Here is a 21,448-nt window from a genome sequence, read left to right as displayed (position 1 = left end):
AGTTGGGAAAAGTCGAAGGGGGCGTTTCGCTGAAGAGTTGCGTTCTGCCGAAACCTGGAGCACCAAAACCGGACGTTGGGCTGAAGCCCAGTGCGCTGCGGCTCCGAAGCTGACGAAGACAACGAGAAGGCGGGCAGGCGGCTTAAAATAACGGCCCGCTACCAGGGCAGCGGGCCGTTCGGGCGGGAGCCATTCGGGAGCGCGAGCACGCCTTAGGTGGCTCCAGCGCTTTTATTTCTTCTTGATGTCGCCGCGAATTTCACCCCCGGCATAGGCCGAAGAGTGCAGGTTGACATACATGCGGTTGTTGAGCAGGTTGTCGGCCTGTTCGGCGGTGAGCGTGACCGTGCCCGTGATGGGCGACGTGAGGTTGGCGAAAGGAATGGCTACCGAGCCACTCGTGCCGGGCGCGCCGGTGTGGATGTGCGCAATCGTAGGCGTCATGCCCTGGTACGTTACGGAGTACACTAGCTGCATTGTAGTGCTGTTGTAGGTGCCCGTGAAAGCGCCGGTGGCCGTGGAGTTATTGACAGGTACCTGCTGAGCAGCGTTGACGGTGGCCGTCAATTCGGTGGTGGTTGCCTTGGGCGTGGCTTCCTCTTTGTCGCTGCAAGCAGCTAAGAAACCGAACATTGCAACGAATAAATAAGCGGAAAACTTCTGCAAGCGAAACATGAAAAAAGGAGCGGATTGGATTGAAAAAACTACTAGAACAACGAACGGAAACCTCAGTCAAGGATAGGCAGTGATGGAAATATTTATATCCTTGCCTTAAGCGTCACAAAGGACGAGGTTGAAAAGTAGCGAGTTCCATTATTTGGCCAACAGGCCGGAATTCGACGGCGAACGGGCACAATTCCCAAGCGAATGCCCGCATATTGCTGGCCGGGTGGATTGCCTCGGCGGTAGAAATAGGGAAAGCGCTGGCGCTGGGGAATCCTATCCACGCACTGGCCTTGGCGCTGGTGCCACCCGCCGAAGAGCCAGGGTCAGGCGCTGGTTTACTTTTTGTGAGCGTGGCTTCCTGCCCGATGCCAAGCAAAGCAGCTTCGGTAGCGTAGTGGCGCTCGCGCGCCAGATTCCGGCTTACCGGAAAATCGTGGCCGCTTGCTCGTAGGTTACCTGCTCAATCTCCCTGCGAAAGACGTAGGCATACATAATGCGCTTGAAATCAGCGTAGCCCACCAGGCCCGCCCGAATGCGCTGCGCCAGCGGCGGATAGTCGCTAAAGAACCCCGCGGTGAACTGGGCAAACGCCGTTTCCTCGGTGGGCAAAACCACCACGTCGGTCTCGCCCGCGGGGCGCAAGGCCCAGGTAAGGGAATGGGCCGGGCCGTACCCGCCCTGGCCGGGCACGAGCTGGTCGTGTTCCAGCACCTGGAGCTTGCCCGTGAGGACGACCCGGTAGAAATCAACGTCGCCGAATGGGTTCGTGGAGGGCATCCCGGCCACGGCTCCCTGCCGGGCCACCACAAACGAATCGGCGCCCATGGTGAAGTGCCGCAGCTCTTCCGGGGAAATGTTGAGCGGGTCGGCCTTGCCTTTTTCCACCTGCACCAGGTTGCGGGTCAGCGTTTGCCAGATGCGCAGGCGGCCTGCGTGCCGGGTGCCGTCGCGCAAGGTGTACCATCCCGGCTTGTACTTTCCGTGCGTGGCCGCTTCCAGAAAATTACGGCGCCGTCCCTGGCCGTACCCCGTCTGGCTGAGCAGGAATAAGAGCAAAAGCGGCAGCAAGCGGAGGTAGTTCATGGGCGCAGGCAGGATGGTAGAGAGAGGCATGATTAGCAGAATGGCCGCTATTTCTGAACTCCATGCGCTCGTAGCTCAACCTTGCTAAAAAGGTGCATTGCGAGTAGTAGAATGGAGTAGGAGGCAGACCATAGCCGGTAAAAGTACTTCCCACGGGCTTTCAAGCGCCATTGCAAAACTTCTCCCGAAATAAGGCTTCGCAGATATGCTTTTGCAGTGCCCATAAGCCAGGCAGATTCTTCATTGAAATTTTAAAACGCACTTGTAAATTGTGATAAAATGTATTTACTTTAGATTATTCAAATAAAACGGCTGAACCGCTTTCCTAGGCAATGTGGCTTCCGCCGATGACCTCGCGCACCGTTCAGCTATTTTGGGCGGTTTAGGCTGTGGTGCCTCGCACCATGCAAGACATACCACGGAACTTGTCAGTGCTTGAATAAGGCACTGAATACAAGACGAATAGAAACATATAGTGGGTTTCCGGGAGTCTGCCACGGCATCAAGCCGATGCTGCTCAGCACTCCTGTGCCTTAACCCCCGATGTCATTAAGCTTCACAACACAGGGCTGCTCACGCCCCAACAGCTTCTACTGATGCTGGAACTGTAGCAAAAGGCTGGGGCGGAGACCATAACCAGAACTACTATTTCCAAAACACTTAAATGCTAATCAATTATGAGAAAGTTAACCCGCTTCACCGCTTTACTTACCCGGGCCCTGCTGCTGGCCGGGATGGCCTTCGTATTTCCTGCTTGCTCGGAGCAGGAATTGGCGGAGCCCAAGCTTCAGAGTACCGCTCAGGAGCAAGCCAAGGTCGACAAAACCAAAACGTTTTATGGGCCGGCGGTGCCCATGGGCCGGGGCGTTGGCCGGGCGTGGGTGATGGTGTCTGCCAACGGAACGCCCCTTTCCATCGGGGTTGACCTGTCGGCCAAATCGGTGATGAGTCAGGGTGACGCAATAAAGGAGTACACCTTTCAACTGCCGCATCAAGTGGCCGTGCCTCCCTACGACCACATTGAGTTGGGCTGGAATCCGGAGGGGCACGACCCCGCAGGCGTGTACGACGTGCCCCATTTTGACCTGCATTTCTATATGGTGACGCCTGCTGAGCAGGCCACTGTGCCGTTCCTGGCGCCAGTGGTGAATGGCAAGCCGGTTTTTGACCTGTTTCCTGCTCCAGGCTATCTGCCGGAGAAGTACCAAATGGGCCCTGGACTGGTGCCGAACATGGGCGCGCACTCCGTGGACATGCTGGCACCGGAGTACACCGGTGGTGTATTTACCAGAACCTTTATCTACGGCAGCTATCAGGGGCACATCACGTTCCTGGAACCCATGTTCACGCTCGCCTACTTGCAGACCTTGGGCAGCGAAACCATTCCGATTCGACAGCCACAATTCGTTGGGCGGGCCGGTTATTATCCCACCAGCTACACCATCAGCTACGACAACTCGCCAAAAGAATACCGCATATCGCTGAATAACCTGACCTATCGCACGGCCCAATAAGGGCCCGATTGGGAGAGGTTAGCCCAAGCAAAACGCCTGCCTTCTGATGAAGGCAGGCGTTTTGCTTGGGCTACTCGCAGGGCATGTGTTACGCCCCGGCTGTCTCCATTGCGGTGAGCTCAATTATTTGTACAGCCGGTTGTCCAGCAGCCCGTTGACGTAAAACTGGACGCAGGCCCGGAGCTCGTCGCCGTATTTCCGCAGCAATTCCGGGTTGGGGTTGGTGATGGGCTGGTTTGGGATAAAGTGGGTTTGGTAGGGGTAGAGGCGCACCGTGTTATCGCTCTTGAGCTCGGTCACGAAATCGGAATGCACCAGATAATACGAGTCGCCATCGCGGAACAGCGCCCGCCCGGGGCTGGCTGTATCGAATGCCGAGGAACCGAAGGGCAGCAACGCGGGCTGCTCCTGCCGCAGCCCCAGCACATCCAGCACCGAGGCGGGAATGTCGGCCTGCTGCGTGATGCGGTGGGGGTTGGCAGGCGGCAGGTTTTGGCCGGGCCGCAGCAGCAGCAGGGGCGTTTTGTGGTAGCCCAACGGATTCTGGTAGCCCGGCTGGTCCGACTGCGAGGTATGGTCGGCGGTGAGCACAAACAGGGTATTGCGGTACCAGGGCTCCTTGCTGGCCGCCCGGAAAAATTCCGCAGCGCCATGTCGGAGTAGGCAATGGTGGGGTGAATGGGCTGCGTGCCGGCCGGAAGCTTTCCCTTGTACGGGGCCGGAATCGTGAACGGGTCGTGGGCACTCAGGGTGAACAGCGTGGCAAAAAACGGCTGCTTGGTGGTACCCAGGCTGGCGGTTGAAGTACTGCAGGTAGGGCTCATCGAAAATGCCCCAGTGGCCGTCGTAATCGGGGCTCTGGTCCCGGCCCGGATACTCGTTCAGGCCGTAGTAGTGCTGCATGCCGGCCATGCCGGCAAACATGTCGAAGCCCATAGTGCCGTTGGTGCCGGCGTGATAGATGGCCGTGGTGTAGCCGTGGCGCCCCAGGATTTCGCCCAGCCCGTGGAGCTCGGCCGTCTGAAAGCTCGAGGTGATAAACGGCTCGTCCATCAGGGAAGGCAGGCCCGAGAGCACGGCCGGCAGCGCCTCGATGGAGCGGCGGCCGTTGGCGTAATGCTCGCGCATGAGCAGCGAGCCGGGCGCCGTGGCCAGCGAATCGAAGAAGGGCGTATAGCCGCCGCGGCCGCCATTTTCTACGCCGGTATATTCCGAGGCAAAGCTTTCCAGCAGCAGCAGCACCACGTTGGTGGGCGCGGGCGTGGGGCTGGCGGGGCGAGCGGGCAGAGTTGGTGCGCCCAGGGCCGGACGGAGCGCCGCCTCGGAAGGAAAGTAGCTGATGCGCTTTACCTTGGCTTCGTCCAGCGACTTGAGCACGGTGAAGGTGCTGTTCAAAACCAAATGGCCCAGCACGGCGGGCTGCTGCTCGAAGGCCGCGCCCGAGCGCAATGGCTTGAGCTGCCAGCCCCCGCGCAGGCCCAGCACCACGAGCCCCACCAGCAGCACAAACTCCAGCCCGCGCTGCAGCCACACCCGCCGGCCCGTGGGGGCAGCCTCGGCGCTGGTGGGCATGGGGCACAGGCGCCACAGCAAGTACGCCAAACCACCCAAGGGTATCAGCAGGTACCAGTAGTGCTCCACAATTTGCCCGGACTGGCGCTGGATATCGGCCCCCACCGTGGTGAACTCGTTGCTGAGCCGCCGGCCGATGAATTTGAAGTACTCCCAGTCGATGACGTTGAGCAGAAAGCCCACCAGATTGACCAGCACAAACAGCCCGCGCAGCCACTGCTGCCCACGCCGCGCCGATACCGGAATCAGCAGCGAAAGCAGCACCAGCGGCAAGTTGAGCCACAGCAGCGCCGAAATATCAAACCGCAGCCCGTGCACAAACGCCGCGGCCAGCGCCCCAGTCTCCACGCCCCGAAACGTGCCAACATTAAACAAATAAAAGCCCAGCCGAAGCAGCGTGTACACGACCAGCAGCAAGGCAAAGCGGCGCAACAGCAATCGGACGGCAGGCGAGGGAAGCATGAAGGAATTGAGCACTAATAAATAGAGGGTCTAGGCGGATAAATGCAGGAAAACTGGCTGAGCGCAGCATCTTAACCACGAGTGTAAACTCAATCCCCTGTCATGCTGACGAAGGAAGCATCTTCTCGCGGCTCAACGACTTGTGCCAACCTGATAGGATGCTTCCTTCGTCAGCATGACAGGGGATAAGAAAACTGCTGAGATAAAAGTGCAGCGCTCTGCATGACGGACGATGGAGCAGTTTGCTTTAAATTGAGCCATTCCGAATGAATCAAAAAGCCTTCCCGACTTGCGGCGGGAAGGCTTTTGCAACAATCAAACAAGGCTGACTTAAACCGAGGCCAGGCTCGAGTACGGTTTCTACGTTCACGAGGGGCAGGCCCCACGCTTCGGCTACGCCTTTGTAGACAACTTCGCCGTGCACTACGTTCAGGCCGAGGCGCAGGGCCTCGTCGCGGCGGCAGGCTTCCTGCCAGCCCAGGTTGGCCAGTTTCACGGCGTAGGGCAGGGTGGCGTTGGTCAGGGCCAGGGTGCTGGTGTAGGGCACTGCGCCGGGCATGTTGGCCACGCAGTAGTGCACCACGTCGTCGATGATGAAAGTGGGGTTTTCGTGGGTGGTGGGGTGGCAGGTTTCGATGCAACCGCCCTGGTCCACGGCCACGTCGACCACCACGGTGCCGGGACGCATGGTCTTCAGCATGTCGCGGGTGATGAGGTGGGGCGCCTTGGCACCGGGAATGAGCACCGCGCCCACAATCAGGTCCGAGGTTTTGATGGCTTCGCGGATGTTGTACTCGTTCGAGTACTGCGTCACCACGTTCTTGGGCATGAAGTCGTCGAGCTCGCGCAGGCGGTTCAGGCTGATGTCCATGATGGTAACCTGGGCACCGAGGCCGGCGGCTACTTTTGCAGCCTGCGTGCCTACCACACCACCGCCGAGCACCAGCACGTTGGCGGGCTTCACACCGGGTACGCCGCCGAGCAGAATGCCGCGGCCTTTCAGGGGCTTCTCGAGGTACTTGGCACCTTCCTGCGGGGCCATGCGGCCGGCCACTTCGCTCATGGGAATGAGCAGGGGCAGGGCGCGGTTGGTGAGCTCCACGGTCTCGTACGCGAGGCAGATGGCCTTGCGCTCAATCATGGCGTGGGTGAGCTCCTCGCCGCTGGCGAAGTGGAAGTAGGTGAAGAGCAGCTGGTTCTCCTTGATGAGGGGGTACTCCTCGGCAATGGGCTCTTTACCTTGATAATCATCTCGGCCTGCTCGTACACATCGGCGATGGTGGGGAGCATGGTGGCACCGGCCGTCTGGTATTCTTCGTCGCTGAAGCCGCTGCCTTCGCCGGCGGTGCTTTGTACCAGCAGCGTGTGGCCGTGCTTGCGCAGTTCGGCAACGCCAGCGGGCGTGAGGCCCACGCGGTTTTCGTTGTTTTTAATTTCCTTAGGAACGCCGATTATCATGAGTGCGGGGGTGGGAGTGAGGTTAAAGCAGGAGGTTAAAATCCGAGCTGCAAAGATAAGCTTGGAACGAGTACCCCGCCGTTGAGTTTCGGCCCGGGCGCGATTGTCTTGCCAGCCGGCCTATGCACCGCGCTAGTTGGCTCGTTTAGCGTTCAGCTAACAGCCCGGCCAGGTCCAGGGGCCGGGCTGTTAGCTGAACGCTGCCATCGGGGACGTCGAGATTGATGGATTTCCGCAACGCCGTAGTCGCCCGAGCAGAAGATGGGGTTGTTAGCCGCAGCCAGCCGCACGGCCTGGGCCAAATCGCCTCACCTGCTGCCCAATAAATAAAAAGGCCCCGCCCAAAGAGCGAGGCCTTGAAATAGCCGTCCACAAAATCCGTGAAATCCGCTAAAATCCGAAAAATCAGTGGTCTATTTGAAAGGAACCGCCGTGCCGCTTTCCTTCACCATGCTGTTGCCGCTGAGGTCGCGCACAATGGTGGCCTTCAGCGTGATTTTGGCGTCGCCGCTCAGGTCGTTGGAGGCAATAGTGACGGCGTCGCTGGCTTGGCCGAGCTGGCGCTGGGTGTAGAGCAGCTCAATCACGGCGCTTTGGCCGGGCGCGATTGGTGCCGGCGTGGCCTTGTAGCCCACGCAGTAGCAGCCCGACGTGAGGGCGCCAAGCACGAGGGGCGTCTTGCCGGTGTTCTTCACGGTGAAGCGCGCGGCGGGCTGCTGGCCCACTTCCATCTTGCCAAAATCGTGGCTGCTTTTGTCGAGCACCAGGTGGGGCGACTGCGCCAGCCTGGGCGGCCGTGAGCGTGGGCTTGATTTGCTCTTTGGTCAGCACCGAGCCTTTGATGGACAGCACCTTGCTGGGCTCGCTGGCGTTGCTGGTCACCGTCACAGTTTTGTTGAACACGCCGGGGCGGCCGGCGCTACTGTACATGGCCTTGATAACGCCCGTTTTTCCGGGCAGCACCGGCGTTTTGGTCCAGTCGGGCGTGGTGCAGCCGCAGCTGGCCTGCACGTTGGCGATGACCACGGGCTGGTTGCCGGTGTTTTTAAACTTGAACTCGTAAGTTGCCATGGTGCCCTCGGCCACGTTGCCGAAGTCGTGGTTGTCGACTTCAAATTTCATGACGCCCTGAGCGTGGGCGCCGAAGGCCAAAGCCAGCAGGCAAACGGTAAGCAGGTGTTTCATAGCTGTAAAAGTTGAACTCCCTGACGCTACATCAGAATACTTCCGCGGCGGGCAGGTTACGTTTAACAAGAAATTGAGCAAAGGCCCTGGCCTAGCTCAACAATGGTCGGCAGGCCAAGCCTTTACTACCCAAATATACGCTTAAAGCCGTCGTCTCCACCCTTCGCACGACCTACCCGGCCTCAATTCCGTATTTTTGCACCACGGCCCCGGCCAACTCGCTCTTCCTGCTTTATCCCACCCCTCCCTTCAGCTTCGATATGCCCACTGCCGAAACCGCGTTGCCAGCGCTATCCGCACCCCTTTCCAAGGTCGATTTTCTCGATGATTACCGCCTGGCCTGGGAAAGCCGCCTGGCCTCTTTAGCCGGCCGCAAGGAGGTGTTTATGGGCAAAGCCAAATTTGGCATCTTCGGCGACGGCAAGGAAGTACCCCAACTGGCCATGGCCCGCGCCTTCCAGAACGGCGACTTCCGCGCCGGCTACTACCGCGACCAGACCTTTATGGTGGCCATCGGCCAGCTCACCTGGCAGCAGTACTTCGCCCAGCTCTACGCCAACCCCGACGTAGAAGCCGAGCCCGCCACCGGCGGCCGCGCCATGAACGGCCACTTCGCCACGCGCATGCTGGACGACGACGGCAACCTGACGGACCTCACCAAGACCAAGAACTCCTCGGCCGACGTCTCGCCCACGGCCTCGCAGATGCCGCGCCTGCTGGGCATGGCCTACGCCTCGAAGCTGTTTCGCCAGAACCCCGAGCTGCACCAGTTTACGGCCCTTTCCAACAAGGGCAACGAGGTAGCCTTTGGCACCATCGGTAACGCCAGCACCTCGGAAGGCATGTTCTTCGAGGCCCTGAACGCCGCCGGCGTGCTGCAGGTGCCCATGCTCGTGAGCGTGTGGGACGACCACTACGGCATCTCGGTACCGGCCGAATACCAGACCACCAAGCAGAGCATTTCCGAAATAATGGCGGGCCTGCAGCGCGACGGCGAAGGCCAGCAGGGTTTCGAGATTTATGCGGTGCGCGGCTGGGATTACGCCGGGCTGATTGATACGTACCAGCGCGCCGCCGCCGTGTGCCGCGAGCAGCACGTGCCCGTGCTCATCCACGTCACGGAGCTCACGCAGCCCCAGGGCCACAGCACCAGCGGCTCGCACGAGCGCTACAAAAGCAAGGAGCGACTGCAGTGGGAAGAAGCCCACGACTGCCTGCACAAGCTGCGCGAGTGGCTGCTGGCCGAGGGCCACGCCACCGAAATTGAGCTGGACGAAATTGAAAAGGCGGCGGCCGTTACCATCAAAACCGCGCGTACCACGGCTTGGGCTGATTTCTTCGACGCCATCAAGGCCGAGCGCGACGAGGCCGTGGTGCTGCTCGACCAGCTGGTGGCCGACACCGGCACCGAAAACACGCTGCACGAAATGGTGGAGCAGGCTCAAGGTGAACCCCACGCCGATTCGGGCCGACATTGTGCGGACCATGCGCCGCGCCCTGCGCCACGTGCGCAACGAAAAGCGCAGCTTTGGCCGCCGCAGCGTGCAGCGCCACCTCGAGCAGCCTGCTCGCCGAAAACGCCGACCGCTATAACTCCAACCTGTTCAGCCAAAGCGAGCTCGCTGTTGGCAACATCGAAGAAGTGCCCGCCACCTTCGCGGCCAACGCCCCGGTGGTGGACGCCCGCGAGGTGCTGCAGGCCTGCTTCGATGCCAACTTCCAGCGCGACCCCAGCATCTTCGCCATCGGCGAAGACGTGGGCAAGATTGGCGATGTAAACCAGGCCTTTGCCGGCCTGCAGGACAAGTTTGGCGAGCTGCGCGTGACCGACACCGGCATTCGGGAGTGCACCATTGTGGGGCAGGGCATCGGCGCCGCCCTGCGCGGTCTGCGGCCCATCACTGAAATTCAGTACCTGGACTACTTGCTTTACGCCGTCCAGATTCTCAGCGACGACCTGGCCTGCCTGCAGTACCGCACCAAAGGCGGGCAGAAAGCGCCCCTCATTGTGCGCACCCGCGGGCACCGACTGGAAGGCATCTGGCACTCGGGCTCGCCTATGGGCATGATATTGGGCAGCCTGCGGGGCATGCACGTATGCGTGCCGCGCAACATGACCCAGGCCGCTGGCTTCTACAACACTTTGCTGCGCAGCGACGAGCCCGCCCTCGTGATTGAGTGCCTGAACGGCTACCGCCTGAAGGAGCGAATTCCGTCCAACGTAGGCGAATTTACCCTGCCGCTGGGCCGCCCCGAAGTGCTGCAAGCCGGCACCGACATCACCATCGTGACCTACGGCTCCATGTGCCGCATCGTGATGGAGGCCGCTAAGCAGCTGGCCGAAGTAGGCATTTCGGCCGAAGTAATCGATGTGCAGACTCTGTTGCCCTTCGACCTCGACCACATGATTGTGGACAGCGTGCAGAAAACCAACCGGGTTCTGTTTGCTGACGAGGACGTGCCCGGCGGCGGCACCGCTTTCATGATGCAGCACGTGCTCGACGAGCAGCAGGCCTACCGCTTCCTCGACGCGCAGCCGCGCTGCCTGTCGGCGCAGCCCCACCGCCCGGCCTACAGCTCCGACGGCGACTACTTCAGCAAGCCCAATGCCGAAGATGTCTTCGATACGGTGTACGTGATGAGCGAAGCGGCGCCCGAGCGTTTCCCCGAAATCTATTAAGTTGACGAAAGCGTTGGGCTGGTTTTACCGGCCCAACGTCACTTCGCTGGTCGTGATTTTGTTGCTCTGGTGCAGCGCGCGGTCCATAATGCTGATTTCGAAACGGAACGTATCACCGATGTTAAAAACGCCTGGGAACTGACTGTTTCCATCGATGCTAATCGGCAGCTTGTAGCGCAGCGTACCGCGCAGCGGGGCCGGCTTGGCATCGGTGGTGTTGGTGCCGTCGAGGCGCAGGAAGCGTCCATCGTACTCGCCCACAAATCCTAACGGCGTCACGAATCGCTCAAATACGCCGGACGTGGGGTTCTTTTTGAATGGCTGAATGAAGTAGTTGTAGCTATATCCGCGGTTATTTGGCCCGCCGGTGTTGCTGTTGAAGGGGGCATTCCGGATGTCGTCGTCCGACAGGCCCAAGTCGCCGTCGCCGTCCTTAAAGTCAAGCGCAAACTTGAGGGTGTCTACGGGCAGATTGCCCCCACCGGGGCGGTTGCGCCCAACGGTAAGTTCCTTAAAATCAATCTCCGGCTCGTCGGGGTAGTCGGGCGCGCTGATGCAGGCGGTGAAGCCTGCGGCAGACAGGCAAACAAGGGCAGCCCCGCTCAGGGTACGAAACAGGTTCATAAGGACAAGGAGTGAATTGACTAGCGCACAACGGCCAAAGCCGGCCCAAAGTACATTTTTTTCAACGATTAGGGGAAGCTGTTGGTTCGTCTGGCAGTGCTAAACCCGGTCCCCGCCCATGAGTTTTCGTTCCGACTTCCTGCAGCAGCTGCCCCATGTGACGCCCGCTACGTTTGAGGCGGCGGCGCTGGCGCTGTTTCGGCACCAGGCCGCCCACTGCCCGCCCTACGCCGAATACCTGGCTCAACTTGGGAGGAGGCCCGCCGCCGTGGCGCGTCTGGCCGATATTCCTTTTCTACCCATCGAGTTTTTTAAGACGCACGAGGTGCGCACCAAACCAACCGATTGGGAAGCCCAGGAAGTGTTTCTGAGCAGCGGCACCACGCTGCAGCAGCGCAGCCGGCACCTGGTGCGCGCCCCCGACCTGTACCGCGAAAACGCCGCCCGCATCTTCGAGCAGAGCTACGGCCCGCTCACCGGCTGGACCTTTTTGGCGCTTCTGCCCTCGTACCTGGAGCAAGGTAATTCCTCACTCGTGGCCATGGTGGACCATTTCGCCCAGCAATCGGGCCAGGCACAGCCGGCCTTTTTCCTGCACGACCACGCCGCCCTGCGCGCGGCGCTGGTCGCTGCCAAGCAGGTGCCCGGCCGCCGCGTCATGCTGATTGGCGTGAGCTATGCCTTGCTGGACTTTGCGGCCGAAACTGGCCCGGCTCCGGAGCTGCAGGACCTCACCGTGCTCGAAACCGGAGGCATGAAGGGTCGCCGCCGCGAAATGATACGCGAGGAGCTGCACCAGGAACTGCAGTTGGCTTTCGGGCCGGCCGGCATTCATTCCGAATACGGCATGACCGAATTATTGAGCCAGGCCTACTCCCTGGGTGACGGACGTTTCCACTGCCCAGCACCCATGCGCGTGCTGCTCCGCGACCCTTCCGACCCTTTCTCAGTAGCCGATTACCGGCCCGACGGCGCCATCAACGTTATCGACCTGGCCAACGTGGACTCCTGCGCTTTTATCGAAACCAAAGACCTGGCCCGCATGCACGCCGATGGTGGCTTTGAAGTGCTGGGGCGCATGGATAACTCCGACGTGCGGGGTTGTAACCAGATGGTGTGATTTTTTAGCTGTTAGCTAATAACGAAGCCGTCTGGGAAGGAGTGAGGCCGTCATGCCGAGCGCAGCCGAGGCATCTCGCGTGTAGTAGTAACCCAATCGTCTGTCATGCTGACGAAGGAAGCATCCTATCACGGCTCAACGATTAGGTTCTGCCCTGAATAAGATGCTTCGTTAGTCAGCGTGACAGGAGGCGCGGGCGAGATGCCTCGGCTGCGCTCGGCATGACGTTCAACTTCCTGCATGACGTTCCGTTTGAAAAAGCCGATTTTATAAGCCGGCTTCAACTCCGGGATAAGAAAAGCTAAAAGCTAGCAGCTAACGGCTAGCAGCTAAAAACTTACTTCCCCGCAAACGCCTTGGCGTCGCCTTCCGTGATGGTCTCGTCGCTCATAATCACGAGGCGCTCGACCACGTTGCGCAACTCGCGGATGTTGCCGCGCCAGTCCAGGCCTTTGAGGTACTCGAGGGCGGCCGGCTCAACTTTCTTGGGCTTGTTGCCATAGTCGGCTGCGATGTCGTTGAGGAATTTCTGCACCAGCTCCGGGATGTCTTCGCGGCGCTCGTTCAGGGACGGCACCTGAATGAGAATCACGGAGAGGCGGTGGTAGAGGTCTTCGCGGAAATTGCGGTCGGCGATTTCCTGCATCAGGTCTTTGTTGGTGGCGGCCAGCACGCGCACGTTCACCGGAATCTCTTTCTCGCCGCCCACGCGGGTGATTTTGTTTTCCTGCAGGGCACGCAGCACTTTGGCCTGGGCCGAGAGGCTCATGTCGCCGATTTCGTCCAGGAACAGCGTGCCGCCGTCGGCCTGCTCAAACTTGCCGATGCGCTGCTTCACGGCCGAGGTGAATGAGCCTTTTTCGTGCCCAAACAGCTCGCTTTCAATCAGCTCCGAGGGGATGGCGGCGCAGTTTACTTCGACCATGGGGCCGTTGGCGCGCTGGCTCAACTCGTGGAGCTGGCGCGCTACCATTTCCTTGCCGGCGCCGTTGGGGCCCGTGATGAGCACGCGGGCATCGGTGGGGGCCACTTTGGCAATGGCCTTGCGCACGGCGGCCAGGGCAGGCGAGGAGCCCACCATTTCGGAGCCTTTGGTGACGGAAAGCTTCTTTTGAGGGTCTTGGTTTCGGTGACGAGCTTGGTGCGGTCCAGGGCGTTGCGCACGGTCACGAGTAGGCGGTTGAGGTCCGGCGGCTTGGAGAGGAAGTCGTAGGCGCCTTTCTTGGTGGCTTCTACGGCGGTGTCGATGCTGCCGTGGGCCGACACCATGATGAAGGCCGCATCGGCGCCCATGGCCTGGGCCCGGGTGAGGACTTCGAGGCCGTCCATCTTGGGCATTTTGATGTCGCAAAGCACCACGTCGTACTTCTGCTGAATGAGCATGTCGAGGCCGGCCGGGCCGTCTTCGGCCTGGTCGACGGTGTAATTCTCGAACTCCAGTATTTCTTTGAGCGTGTGACGAATGGCGCGTTCGTCGTCGATGATGAGGATGCGGGGCATGGAAACGGGCTAGGTAAGTCGGGCCCGAAAGTAACGAAAAGGAGCCCGACAGTAGAACGTTCCCGCCGATGGGCTTGCTGAACCAGCGGTTGTCACTGGGGCCAATAAGGCCGGAACGCCGCTTTGCGTCTCGTGGCCAGACGGCCGGAATCGCGCTACTGCCTATCCAGCCACTCAAAAAACCGTCCCTGACTTGAGCCAAACCGTACACGCCTGTAAACTCCTCTATCTTCGCAAAACCGGCGTGGCTGCCGCTTTGCCCAGATAAAAATCAGCTCAACTGAATACCTGTTTCCTATGAGAAAAAACCTTTCCCGCTACCTGCTGCTGTCGACGGCCATAGCCGGAAGCGCGACCCTGTTCGCCCTCAAAGCCGAGGACAAAGTAGTGCCCGACGCCGACAATGCCGGCCTGAAGCTGCCCTCGGGCTTTGGCGCCCTGGTAGTGGCCGAAACCGGCGGCCGGGCCCGCCACCTCACCGTGACGCCCCAGGGCCTGATTTACGTGAAGCTGAACCGGCCCAACGCGGCCGGCAAGGGCATCCTGATGCTGCGCCCCAGCAGCAACGGCAAAGCCACTGTGGCCGGCGGCCTGGGCAACTACGGCGGCACGGGCATCTACAGCAACGCCAGCTACTTGTATGCGTCTTCCGACCAGGAAGTGTTTCGCTACAAGCTGAACAAGAACGGCGAGGTAGCCAGCCCCGCGCAGCCCGAAAAAATCATCACTGGGCTGATAAACCGGCGGCAGCACGAAAGCAAGTCCATCACCCTCGACAAGGAGGGCAACCTCTACGTCAACATAGGAGCCTATTCGAACACCTGCCAGGAGAAAGACCGCCAGAAAGGCTCCCTGGGCAAGCCCAACTGCCCGATTCTGGATTCGGCGGGCGGCATCTGGCAGTTCCGGGCCGACAAGCTCAACCAGACCTATGGCAACGGTACGCGCTACGCCACCGGCCTGCGCAACGTGGTGGGGCTGGACTGGAACACGCAGGCCAACCAGCTCTTTGTGATGCAGCACGGCCGCGACCAGCTCAGCGACAACTTCCCCGACCTGTACACCACCAAGCAGTCGGCCGAGCTGCCGGCCGAGTGCATGTACGCCCTCAAGAAAGGCGACAACGCCGGCTGGCCCTACCTGTACTACGACCCCATGCAGAAGAAAAAATGCTGGGCCCCGAGTACGGCGGCGACGGCAAGAAGGAAGCCACCGGCAACTACATCGAGCCCGCCGCGGCCTATCCCGCCCACACGGCCCCCAACGCCCTGCTGTTCTACACCGGCACCATGTTCCCCGAGAAGTACCGCAACGGCGCCTTCATCGCCTTTCACGGCTCCTGGAACCGGGCGCCCGAGCCCCAGAAGGGCTACTACATCGTGTTTCAGCCATTTAAAGACGGCAAGCCCTCCGGCGACTGGGAGGTGTTCGCGGATAATTTCGCCGGCTCGCCCGAGAAGGCCGCCGCCGGCCGCCCCGAACACAAGCCCTGCGGCCTGGCCCAAGGCACCGATGGCTCAATCTATGTCTCCGACGATAAGAAGGGCACCATTTACCGCATTGTTTACGCCAAAAAGTAACCCCGTTGATGAAGTCATTTCTCGTCCTTTTGTGCCTGTTGGCGTGGGGCGCCCAGCCGGCAGCTGCCCAAAAGAAACCAGCTGCGAAAGCCAAAGCCGCTGCTAAAAAAGCCCCCGCTACGGCCGCCATCCCAGCTGCCTCGCTCACTGCTGGCAAAGCCCTGTACGCGCAAAACTGCCTGACCTGCCACCAGGCCGACGGCGGCGGCGTAGACGGCATGAACCCGCCACTGAGCAAAACCTCCTGGGTATTGGGCGACAAAACCCGGCTGGTAAAAGTCCTCCTCAACGGCTTGCAGGACGTCGACATTGACGGTGAGCCGTACAACAACGTAATGCCCGCGCAGGAAACCCTTACCGACCAGCAAATCGCCGACGTGCTGACTTACGTGCGCAACAGCTTCGGCAACAAAGCCACCGCCGTGAAGGCCACGGAGGTGAAAGCCGTGCGGGCCGCGAATAAGAAGTAGCGTCTTGGGGCACCTCACCCCCAGCCCCTCTCCAAAAGAGAGGGGTGCCTGACGTTAAATAGCAAAAAGCCCCGGCTCAAATTTGAGCCGGGGCTTTTTGCTTCAAAATTGAGCTGATTCTTGTGCCGTGGCTCCCCTCTCTTTTGGAGAGGGGCCGGGGGTGAGGTGCCGCCAGGCCAGATGCTGCGCTCTGCATCACGTTCAAATAAACCCAGAAACAAAAAAGGCCGCCGCAACTCCTGTTGCGGCGGCCTTTTTGATGATTGGTGACGGGTCTGTAAGCCGGGTTTTGTCCGCGCCCGAGGGCGCGTCCCCACCATTTATCTAGGCCAGTCCTTGCGGAAAGGCTCCATCAACCTACCCGCTGGCGCCGGACGAGCCGCCCGGTGCCGATGCGGCCAAAGCCGCGCCGGCGTACCAGCTTATTTGGTCTTTCAACCCCTGAGGTTTACCCAGCCGGGACGGTCACCCGCCCGCTGGTGCGCTCTTACCGCACCTTTTCACCCTTACCTACTGCGACTGAGTGGCTGAATGACTGAGTGAAATTATTCGCTCAGCTACTCTGTCGCTCAGTCACCGTCTGGCGGTAGTTTTCTGTGGCACTGGCTGTCCTGGTTTGCATTATGCGCGCCAGTCCTTCCCGTTAGGAAGCAGGGTGCTCTGCGTTGCCCGGACTTTCCTCGTCGCCCGTCTTGCGTTGGGCGCCGCGGTGGGGCGACCCATCACTGTCGGCAAAGGTAGGCGGCAAATTAGCAAGGCGTCTAATGGTAAGCTTTCAGCCTAAGTAATGCCTCAATGCTTATTTTCTCAGGTGTCAGGAAGTAAAATGCGCAGATGATGGGAAACACCAGGCTCACTGCTAAAAATAGAGAATGCGCTACGGTAAGGCTGAAACGGCTGGGTTGATTTGTCTCTGAGCCCTTAAGAATTTCGCCTAAGTAAAACGGCACAAGGACCGAGAACAGCAGGTAGACAAAGGGCGGCCCAAAAACATAGATGCTGCCGGTCACCTTCCACATTACCAAAGGCCAGATTATGTTGAACAGACCTATAAAGGTCCCAAGCAGGACAACTACCCCGCCTATTTGTGTGTATCTGCTGGTTGCATAAACAGCCTTGCACCAGACAAATATGCCAGCCAAGAAGATGGGAATCAGAAGCAGGGTCACAATGGAAATTGCTTATTTGGCTTCCCACGTATTATCCTTCGGGAAACTATCCGACACCAGCGCGCTGCCTAAGCTCACGCGTTTCACCGTTTGCGTGGTAGCTACCGGCACCGTGACGGATGTAGCACCCGTTTCCCAGACGCCGATGGTGCGGTGAATTTTCTGGGTGGTGTTGTCGGCAAACGTCACCGTTAAGTCAACGGGGACGGGCTTGCTGCCTTTGGCTTGCACCACGATGTCGTAGCCGGGGCCGGTTTTGTTTACGCTGCCGATGGCCAGGTCGGGGTAGCCGCTGTCGAAAAACCACCGCTGCCAGAACCAGTTGAGGTTGCGGCCCCCGCCGGCGTTCATGCTGTTGAAGAAGTCGTACGGCATGGGATGCTTGCCGTTCCAGTTGCGGATGTAGGTATGCAGCGCCTTGGTAAACAGATCGTCGCCGAGCAAATCCTTCACGTAGAGGTAGCCCATGCCGGGCTTGGGGTAGGAATTGAGGAAGAAGGGCACGCCGCTCTGCTGGGTGCTGAGCGTGACGATGGGCGCGTCGCTTTCGGTGGCGGCGTGGGTGCCGTAGCGGGCCACGCCGTAGTCGTCGACTAAAGTGGGGTCGATGATGGGGAAATCAGCCATTCGCCGATGGTGGCCCAGCCCTCGTCCATCCAGCCGTACTTGGTTTCGTTGATGCCCATGTAGAAGGGGAACATCGTGTGGAAGATTTCGTGGTCGGTAAGCTCAATTGCGTCTTTGCGCGTCTCGGTCGGGTTGTCGTTCACCATCATGGGGTACTCCATCTGGTCGAGGCCGTCGAACACGGTTTCGTGGGCGTAGGGGAAGGGCCACTTGGGGAAGGTGTAGCTCATGGCCTCCACCGTTTTGCGGCTGAAGTCGATGACCTCCTCAAAGTCCTTGTGCTTGGGATTGTACACGGCGTCGACGCGGGTGCGGCGCTGGGTGGCGGGGTCTACCACGAGGCTGGTGGACTTCCACACGTAGTGGTCGCTGGTCGCAAACACGAAATCGGTGACGTTGCGGGCTTCAAAGCGCCAGGTGTTTTGGGCGTTGGGCGCGGTGATGTCGCGGCGCTTGGCATCGTCGGCCGTGATAATGGCGGCCACGGCGTCTTTGCGCTCGGCGTCCTGCAGGCGCTGGGCGTATTTCTTGGTCAGCACCTGGTCGGCGTTTTTAAGGTCACCGGTGGCCCACACCACAAAGTCCTTGGGCACGGTGATGGCGGCTTTGAAATTGCAGAAGTCGTTGTAGAACTCCTGGTCGCCGGTGTAGGCTAGCTTGTTCCAGCCGTCGATGTCGTCGTACACGGCAATGCGCGGGAAGAAGTACGCTACGAAGGCCGCGCCCGGCTCAACTTCGCCGGTGCGCTGGTGCGAGCCTTTGTTGAGGGTGTAGGAATAGCTCACGCGCACGGTGGCAGCCTGGCGCGAGGCGATGGCGCGGTGCAGGGGTACCGTCATATTCGTGGCTTCGATGGCCAGCTTTTTTACATCAAAAACTTCCCCATTGATAGTCAGGGCCGAGATGGTGACGCCCTCGCCCATGTCGGCGGATTTAACGGTGCGGTTGCGGGGGCGCCCTTCTGGTAAAGGTTGGGGTAGAGCTTAAACCAGACTTGGCGCAGCGAATCGGGGCTGTTGTTCTGGTAGCTGATGGCCACGGTGCCGGCTACGCGCCGGGTGGTAGGGTTGAACGTGACGGCGAGGTCGTAGTCGGCGGTGTTTTGCCAGTAGTTGGGTCCAGGCAGGCCGGTTTCAGCTCGGGTGCCTTTAGCGAAAGTGGCCTGCAGGTTGCGCGGCACGGGCAGCGGCTGCTGAGCCGAGGCTCCAAAGGTTAGCAGGAAAGAAGCGAGCAGTAAGGGTAAGCGCATGAAAATGGCAAAAGGCCAGGCGATAAAAGTTGAACAGTACAAAGGAATGTAGGAACGCGCCATGGCGCGTTCAATCGTAGAACGACCGCCAGCGGTAATAAACTGCCTGCCATCGTGCACCGATTGAACGCGCCATGGCGCGTTCCTACAAACGTTTCTGCAAAAGCTACTTCAGCCGCACCAGCGTGGCGCCGAAGCCGAACTTCTCCTTGCGCGCGTCCTCGAAGAACTTAATGTCTTTATTCCGGCTCAACTGGCGGTGGATTTCCTTGCGGAGTACGCCATTGCCCATGCCGTGGATAAACACGATTTCGTGCATGTTGGACGCCAGCGCGCGGCTCAACGCATCCTCAAAGGCATCGAGCCTGGAGGCGCAGAATGGCCGTGTTCGACAGCTCTTCTTTGTTGTCGGGCCGCAGGGCTTCCAGGTGCAGGTCGAACTCGTGGGGCGGGGCCACCACGGGCGCCGTGGGAGCCGGTGTGGCCGCGGCCACTACAGCCGCTGGCTTGGCCGGAGCATCGCCGCTGAGCTGGGCTTTCAGGGCCGCAATGTCTACGCCGGCGGGCTTGGTGGGCTCGGCCGGTACGGGCGTCGGGGCTTCCTGAGTTAGTTTCTCGGGGGCAATGGCCGCGGCGGCTTTCTCGTCGAGCTGAAACAGGTAGGCGTCCTTGCCGATGACGGGCGCGGGGCGGCTGCTCGAGTAGAAGGTGCTGGCCTTGAACGCCTGTCGCTTGGTGAGCAGGCTCGTAGGCCGCGTCGCCGTTGAGGCGGTGGGGCAGGAGCTGAAAAATAACGGCCGGCCAGGTCTCAAAGTCCTTCATGTGCAGGAAGGACAGGGGCTTGGTGCTGGACTTGGGGCCCAGCTTGTCGGCGGCCAGGGCGCGGTAGGGGCGCGCGCTGGTTTCTTCGCCGTAGGTGTAGAGCACGTCGGCCTCGGTGTTGTTGATGAGCGTGACGCCCAGCAGCTCCGGCGACTGGTGCACCAAGGCCAGGAACAGGCCTTTGGCCGCGGCAGCTTGCTTGGCAGAGCCTGCCGCTGGGCCGCTCACTTTGGCTACGCCGGCTCCGCTGGAGGCCACGGCGGCCAGGGCTTCCTGCAGGGAGGGTTGGGCTGGCTTGGGCGCCGCCGATTGGGTGGGGCGCTGGCTGCGGTCTTTTTTGCTGGCGTTGGCGTTTTTGCCGGGTACTTGGCCCACGCGGAAGTCGGGGGCGGTCCGGTCGAAGTTGTTGCCTTCTTCCTGGGCCACCACTACTACTTCGCGGCGCAGCACGGGAATGGTAAAATCATTGTCGATGGCTACCTCCACCAACTCGCTGTCGAGCAAGCGGGTAACGATTCCTTCTTCGGTGCCGGTGAGCAGGCGTACTCTATCTCCTACGTTCATAATATCACTGATTTACGCTGGCAGGCGCTGTTTTTCTTTCATTAGAAACAGCGGCCCGGACCAGTCGGGTTCTTCAAAAGTACGGTTCTGCGGGGCAGACGGGTTTATGTACGGTTCTGGGCGGACCCATTGCCTTACATATAGAGCCCGTGAAAGCGGAAACCGTTGCGTCCGTTGTATTCCAGTGCCGGCGCCGGCAAGTGGAAGATGCTCAGGGTGTAAAACACTTTCTTGAGCAAGGCGCTGCGGGTGGGGATGCGGCGCAGGTCCACATCCAGGGACAAGTAAAACTGACGGTAGGGCCGCAGGCCGGCGGCCGCGTTGGTGCCGTCGTCGTTGTACACCATGTCTTCGCCGCCGTAGCCCACGGCCGGCTGCAGCCAGCGCGGCCAGCGGTTGCCGGGCTTCAGAAAGGCGCCCACGTCGGTGCAGAGCCAGTAGGTTTGGCCGTTGTAGTCCTTGAGCCAGCGCTCGGGCACGCTCTTACCCAGTACGTTGGGTCGCTGCGGGGCGTAGGGGCTGAGGTGAAATGACCATTTGGGCATGATGCGGATGTCGTGCCAGGCCAGCTGCTGGGCCAGCAGCGCCGAGGAGCCCAGAAAGTTGGCCGCCAGGTCGGTAGCCGACGCACCGTAGGCGGGGTCGCGCCCGTCGAGCAGCTCCAGCGGACTTTGGATGGCAAACCCCACGAAGGAGCCGTACCAGAGGGCTTTCTGCTCGCTCAGGCCCGCCCAGCGCAGCATGTCCACGGCGCCGCGGCTTTCCTGAAAGGAGCCCCAGAAGTGGCCGGCCTTGTCGAGCCTGCTGCCACTCCGAAAGGTCGTTGAACCAGTGCAGCGGCGTGCGCTCGCCCGTGTACCAGGAGGTAGTAAGGCCGGTATAAAGAACGCCGTAGCCGACGGCCGAACCGCCCACCAGCAAGCGCCGCCGCCGCCTGCGTAGCGCGGCTGAATCGACGGGGGCAGGGGAGGCCAGCCGGGCGGGCAGGAGCCGGGCCTTGGCACTATCGGTTTGGGGTAGGGTCTGGGCTGGGCTGTTTGTGGGCGCGGCCAGCCCAAGGGCAACCATGGCGCCTGCTAAATACCTCGGCCGCAACAGAACAA

The 21,448-nt window shown here is 60.5% G+C and carries 18 protein-coding genes, 1 other RNA gene and 3 pseudogenes; 6 read left to right on the top strand and 16 right to left on the bottom strand.

Annotation, left to right across the window (positions count from 1 at the left end):
• Nucleotides 1–231: 231 nt before the first annotated feature.
• Nucleotides 232–633, bottom strand: coding sequence for a CHRD domain-containing protein (locus tag ACFQT0_RS18855; RefSeq protein WP_380204696.1), 402 nt, complete (start codon nucleotides 631–633; stop codon nucleotides 232–234).
• Between the two features lie 453 nt (nucleotides 634–1,086).
• On the bottom strand, nucleotides 1,087–1,749 hold the full coding sequence (locus ACFQT0_RS18850; RefSeq protein WP_380204695.1) for a hypothetical protein: 663 nt from the start codon (nucleotides 1,747–1,749) through the stop codon (nucleotides 1,087–1,089).
• A gap of 734 nt (nucleotides 1,750–2,483) precedes the next feature.
• Between ACFQT0_RS18850 and ACFQT0_RS18845 the strand changes: the two genes are divergently transcribed.
• Nucleotides 2,484–3,263 carry a hypothetical protein gene (locus ACFQT0_RS18845; RefSeq protein WP_380204694.1) on the top strand — a complete coding sequence of 260 codons (780 nt, stop codon included), beginning with the start codon at nucleotides 2,484–2,486 and terminating at the stop codon, nucleotides 3,261–3,263.
• Between the two features lie 123 nt (nucleotides 3,264–3,386).
• Here the strand turns inward: ACFQT0_RS18845 and ACFQT0_RS18840 are convergent, their stop codons facing one another.
• The 4 genes and pseudogenes from ACFQT0_RS18840 to ACFQT0_RS18825 all read right to left on the bottom strand — a co-directional run.
• Complete coding sequence (locus tag ACFQT0_RS18840) at nucleotides 3,387–5,297, bottom strand: LTA synthase family protein (RefSeq protein WP_380204693.1); 1,911 nt, start codon at nucleotides 5,295–5,297, stop codon at nucleotides 3,387–3,389.
• A 271-nt stretch (nucleotides 5,298–5,568) separates the two neighbouring features.
• Nucleotides 5,569–6,755, bottom strand: a pseudogene (gene ald, locus ACFQT0_RS18835) (alanine dehydrogenase).
• A gap of 413 nt (nucleotides 6,756–7,168) precedes the next feature.
• Nucleotides 7,169–7,486 carry a DUF1573 domain-containing protein gene (locus ACFQT0_RS18830; protein ID WP_380204692.1) on the bottom strand — a complete coding sequence of 106 codons (318 nt, stop codon included), beginning with the start codon at nucleotides 7,484–7,486 and terminating at the stop codon, nucleotides 7,169–7,171.
• A 157-nt stretch (nucleotides 7,487–7,643) separates the two neighbouring features.
• Nucleotides 7,644–7,826 (bottom strand): annotated as a pseudogene (locus ACFQT0_RS18825) (DUF1573 domain-containing protein); the annotation flags it as partial.
• Between the two features lie 374 nt (nucleotides 7,827–8,200).
• Between ACFQT0_RS18825 and ACFQT0_RS18820 the strand changes: the two are divergent.
• Both ACFQT0_RS18820 and ACFQT0_RS18815 read left to right on the top strand, forming a co-directional pair.
• Nucleotides 8,201–9,718: a thiamine pyrophosphate-dependent enzyme gene (locus tag ACFQT0_RS18820; RefSeq protein WP_380204691.1), complete on the top strand. Its 1,518-nt coding sequence runs from the start codon at nucleotides 8,201–8,203 to the stop codon at nucleotides 9,716–9,718.
• On the top strand, nucleotides 9,613–10,620 hold the full coding sequence (locus tag ACFQT0_RS18815; RefSeq protein WP_380206078.1) for an alpha-ketoacid dehydrogenase subunit beta: 1,008 nt from the start codon (nucleotides 9,613–9,615) through the stop codon (nucleotides 10,618–10,620). The genes ACFQT0_RS18820 and ACFQT0_RS18815 overlap by 106 nt, the downstream gene beginning before the upstream one ends.
• 24 nt (nucleotides 10,621–10,644) lie before the next feature.
• Here the strand turns inward: ACFQT0_RS18815 and ACFQT0_RS18810 are convergent, their stop codons facing one another.
• Nucleotides 10,645–11,244, bottom strand: a complete 600-nt coding sequence (locus tag ACFQT0_RS18810; protein WP_380204690.1) for a hypothetical protein — start codon at nucleotides 11,242–11,244, stop codon at nucleotides 10,645–10,647.
• 118 nt (nucleotides 11,245–11,362) lie between these two features.
• Between ACFQT0_RS18810 and ACFQT0_RS18805 the strand changes: the two genes are divergently transcribed.
• Nucleotides 11,363–12,364, top strand: coding sequence for an acyl transferase (locus ACFQT0_RS18805; protein WP_380204689.1), 1,002 nt, complete (start codon nucleotides 11,363–11,365; stop codon nucleotides 12,362–12,364).
• 337 nt (nucleotides 12,365–12,701) lie between these two features.
• Here ACFQT0_RS18805 and ACFQT0_RS18800 read toward each other — a convergent pair.
• Nucleotides 12,702–13,864: pseudogene (locus ACFQT0_RS18800) on the bottom strand (sigma-54-dependent transcriptional regulator).
• Nucleotides 13,865–14,161: 297 nt separating this feature from the next.
• Here ACFQT0_RS18800 and ACFQT0_RS18795 point away from each other — a divergent pair.
• Both ACFQT0_RS18795 and ACFQT0_RS18790 read left to right on the top strand, forming a co-directional pair.
• Nucleotides 14,162–15,550 (top strand): PQQ-dependent sugar dehydrogenase, encoded by a 1,389-nt coding sequence (locus ACFQT0_RS18795; RefSeq protein ID WP_380204688.1) that lies wholly within the window; start codon nucleotides 14,162–14,164, stop codon nucleotides 15,548–15,550.
• Nucleotides 15,483–15,914 carry a c-type cytochrome gene (locus tag ACFQT0_RS18790; protein WP_380204687.1) on the top strand — a complete coding sequence of 144 codons (432 nt, stop codon included), beginning with the start codon at nucleotides 15,483–15,485 and terminating at the stop codon, nucleotides 15,912–15,914. The genes ACFQT0_RS18795 and ACFQT0_RS18790 overlap by 68 nt, the downstream gene beginning before the upstream one ends.
• Before the next feature lie 262 nt (nucleotides 15,915–16,176).
• Here ACFQT0_RS18790 and rnpB read toward each other — a convergent pair.
• From rnpB to ACFQT0_RS18750, 8 genes are all read right to left on the bottom strand, one after another.
• Nucleotides 16,177–16,640, bottom strand: an RNA gene (rnpB, locus tag ACFQT0_RS18785) — RNase P RNA component class A.
• Nucleotides 16,641–16,675: 35 nt separating this feature from the next.
• Complete coding sequence (locus ACFQT0_RS18780; protein WP_380204686.1) at nucleotides 16,676–17,083, bottom strand: hypothetical protein; 408 nt, start codon at nucleotides 17,081–17,083, stop codon at nucleotides 16,676–16,678.
• Nucleotides 17,084–17,095: 12 nt separating this feature from the next.
• Entirely contained in the window at nucleotides 17,096–17,710 is a 615-nt protein-coding gene (locus tag ACFQT0_RS18775) for a hypothetical protein (protein ID WP_380204685.1), read from the bottom strand.
• Nucleotides 17,677–18,633, bottom strand: coding sequence for a hypothetical protein (locus ACFQT0_RS18770; protein WP_380204684.1), 957 nt, complete (start codon nucleotides 18,631–18,633; stop codon nucleotides 17,677–17,679). Before ACFQT0_RS18770 ends, ACFQT0_RS18775 begins: the two co-directional genes overlap by 34 nt.
• Complete coding sequence (locus ACFQT0_RS18765) at nucleotides 18,603–18,959, bottom strand: hypothetical protein (RefSeq protein WP_380204683.1); 357 nt, start codon at nucleotides 18,957–18,959, stop codon at nucleotides 18,603–18,605. Before ACFQT0_RS18765 ends, ACFQT0_RS18770 begins: the two co-directional genes overlap by 31 nt.
• A gap of 166 nt (nucleotides 18,960–19,125) precedes the next feature.
• On the bottom strand, nucleotides 19,126–19,278 hold the full coding sequence (locus tag ACFQT0_RS18760; protein ID WP_190924711.1) for a Smr/MutS family protein: 153 nt from the start codon (nucleotides 19,276–19,278) through the stop codon (nucleotides 19,126–19,128).
• A gap of 20 nt (nucleotides 19,279–19,298) precedes the next feature.
• Nucleotides 19,299–20,345, bottom strand: coding sequence for a hypothetical protein (locus ACFQT0_RS18755; protein ID WP_380204682.1), 1,047 nt, complete (start codon nucleotides 20,343–20,345; stop codon nucleotides 19,299–19,301).
• Between the two features lie 134 nt (nucleotides 20,346–20,479).
• Entirely contained in the window at nucleotides 20,480–21,349 is an 870-nt protein-coding gene (locus ACFQT0_RS18750; protein ID WP_380204681.1) for a DUF2279 domain-containing protein, read from the bottom strand.
• Nucleotides 21,350–21,448 lie beyond the last annotated feature (99 nt).

Origin of the sequence: Hymenobacter humi (assembly GCF_042665855.1) — a bacterium.
Lineage (GTDB): Bacteria > Bacteroidota > Bacteroidia > Cytophagales > Hymenobacteraceae > Hymenobacter > Hymenobacter humi.
The sequence above is the reverse complement of the archived record's forward strand: the minus strand, read 5'-3'. Positions and strand labels throughout refer to the sequence as shown.

What these genes read in the sequence shown, in the direction of transcription:
- ACFQT0_RS18805 (WP_380204689.1), top strand. Translation starts at nt 11,363, where the DNA reads ATGAGTTTTCGTTCCGACTTCCTGCAGCAGCTGCCCCATGTGACGCCC.
- ACFQT0_RS18810 (WP_380204690.1), bottom strand. Translation starts at nt 11,244, where the DNA reads ATGAACCTGTTTCGTACCCTGAGCGGGGCTGCCCTTGTTTGCCTGTCT.
- ACFQT0_RS18760 (WP_190924711.1), bottom strand. Translation starts at nt 19,278, where the DNA reads ATGCACGAAATCGTGTTTATCCACGGCATGGGCAATGGCGTACTCCGC.
- ACFQT0_RS18845 (WP_380204694.1), top strand. Translation starts at nt 2,484, where the DNA reads ATGGCCTTCGTATTTCCTGCTTGCTCGGAGCAGGAATTGGCGGAGCCC.
- ACFQT0_RS18850 (WP_380204695.1), bottom strand. Translation starts at nt 1,749, where the DNA reads ATGAACTACCTCCGCTTGCTGCCGCTTTTGCTCTTATTCCTGCTCAGC.
- ACFQT0_RS18775 (WP_380204685.1), bottom strand. Translation starts at nt 17,710, where the DNA reads ATGGCTGATTTCCCCATCATCGACCCCACTTTAGTCGACGACTACGGC.
- ACFQT0_RS18840 (WP_380204693.1), bottom strand. Translation starts at nt 5,297, where the DNA reads ATGCTTCCCTCGCCTGCCGTCCGATTGCTGTTGCGCCGCTTTGCCTTG.
- ACFQT0_RS18820 (WP_380204691.1), top strand. Translation starts at nt 8,201, where the DNA reads ATGCCCACTGCCGAAACCGCGTTGCCAGCGCTATCCGCACCCCTTTCC.
- ACFQT0_RS18795 (WP_380204688.1), top strand. Translation starts at nt 14,162, where the DNA reads ATGAGAAAAAACCTTTCCCGCTACCTGCTGCTGTCGACGGCCATAGCC.
- ACFQT0_RS18770 (WP_380204684.1), bottom strand. Translation starts at nt 18,633, where the DNA reads ATGGGCGAGGGCGTCACCATCTCGGCCCTGACTATCAATGGGGAAGTT.
- ACFQT0_RS18755 (WP_380204682.1), bottom strand. Translation starts at nt 20,345, where the DNA reads ATGAACGTAGGAGATAGAGTACGCCTGCTCACCGGCACCGAAGAAGGA.
- ACFQT0_RS18765 (WP_380204683.1), bottom strand. Translation starts at nt 18,959, where the DNA reads ATGCGCTTACCCTTACTGCTCGCTTCTTTCCTGCTAACCTTTGGAGCC.
- ACFQT0_RS18855 (WP_380204696.1), bottom strand. Translation starts at nt 633, where the DNA reads ATGTTCGGTTTCTTAGCTGCTTGCAGCGACAAAGAGGAAGCCACGCCC.
- ACFQT0_RS18830 (WP_380204692.1), bottom strand. Translation starts at nt 7,486, where the DNA reads ATGGAAGTGGGCCAGCAGCCCGCCGCGCGCTTCACCGTGAAGAACACC.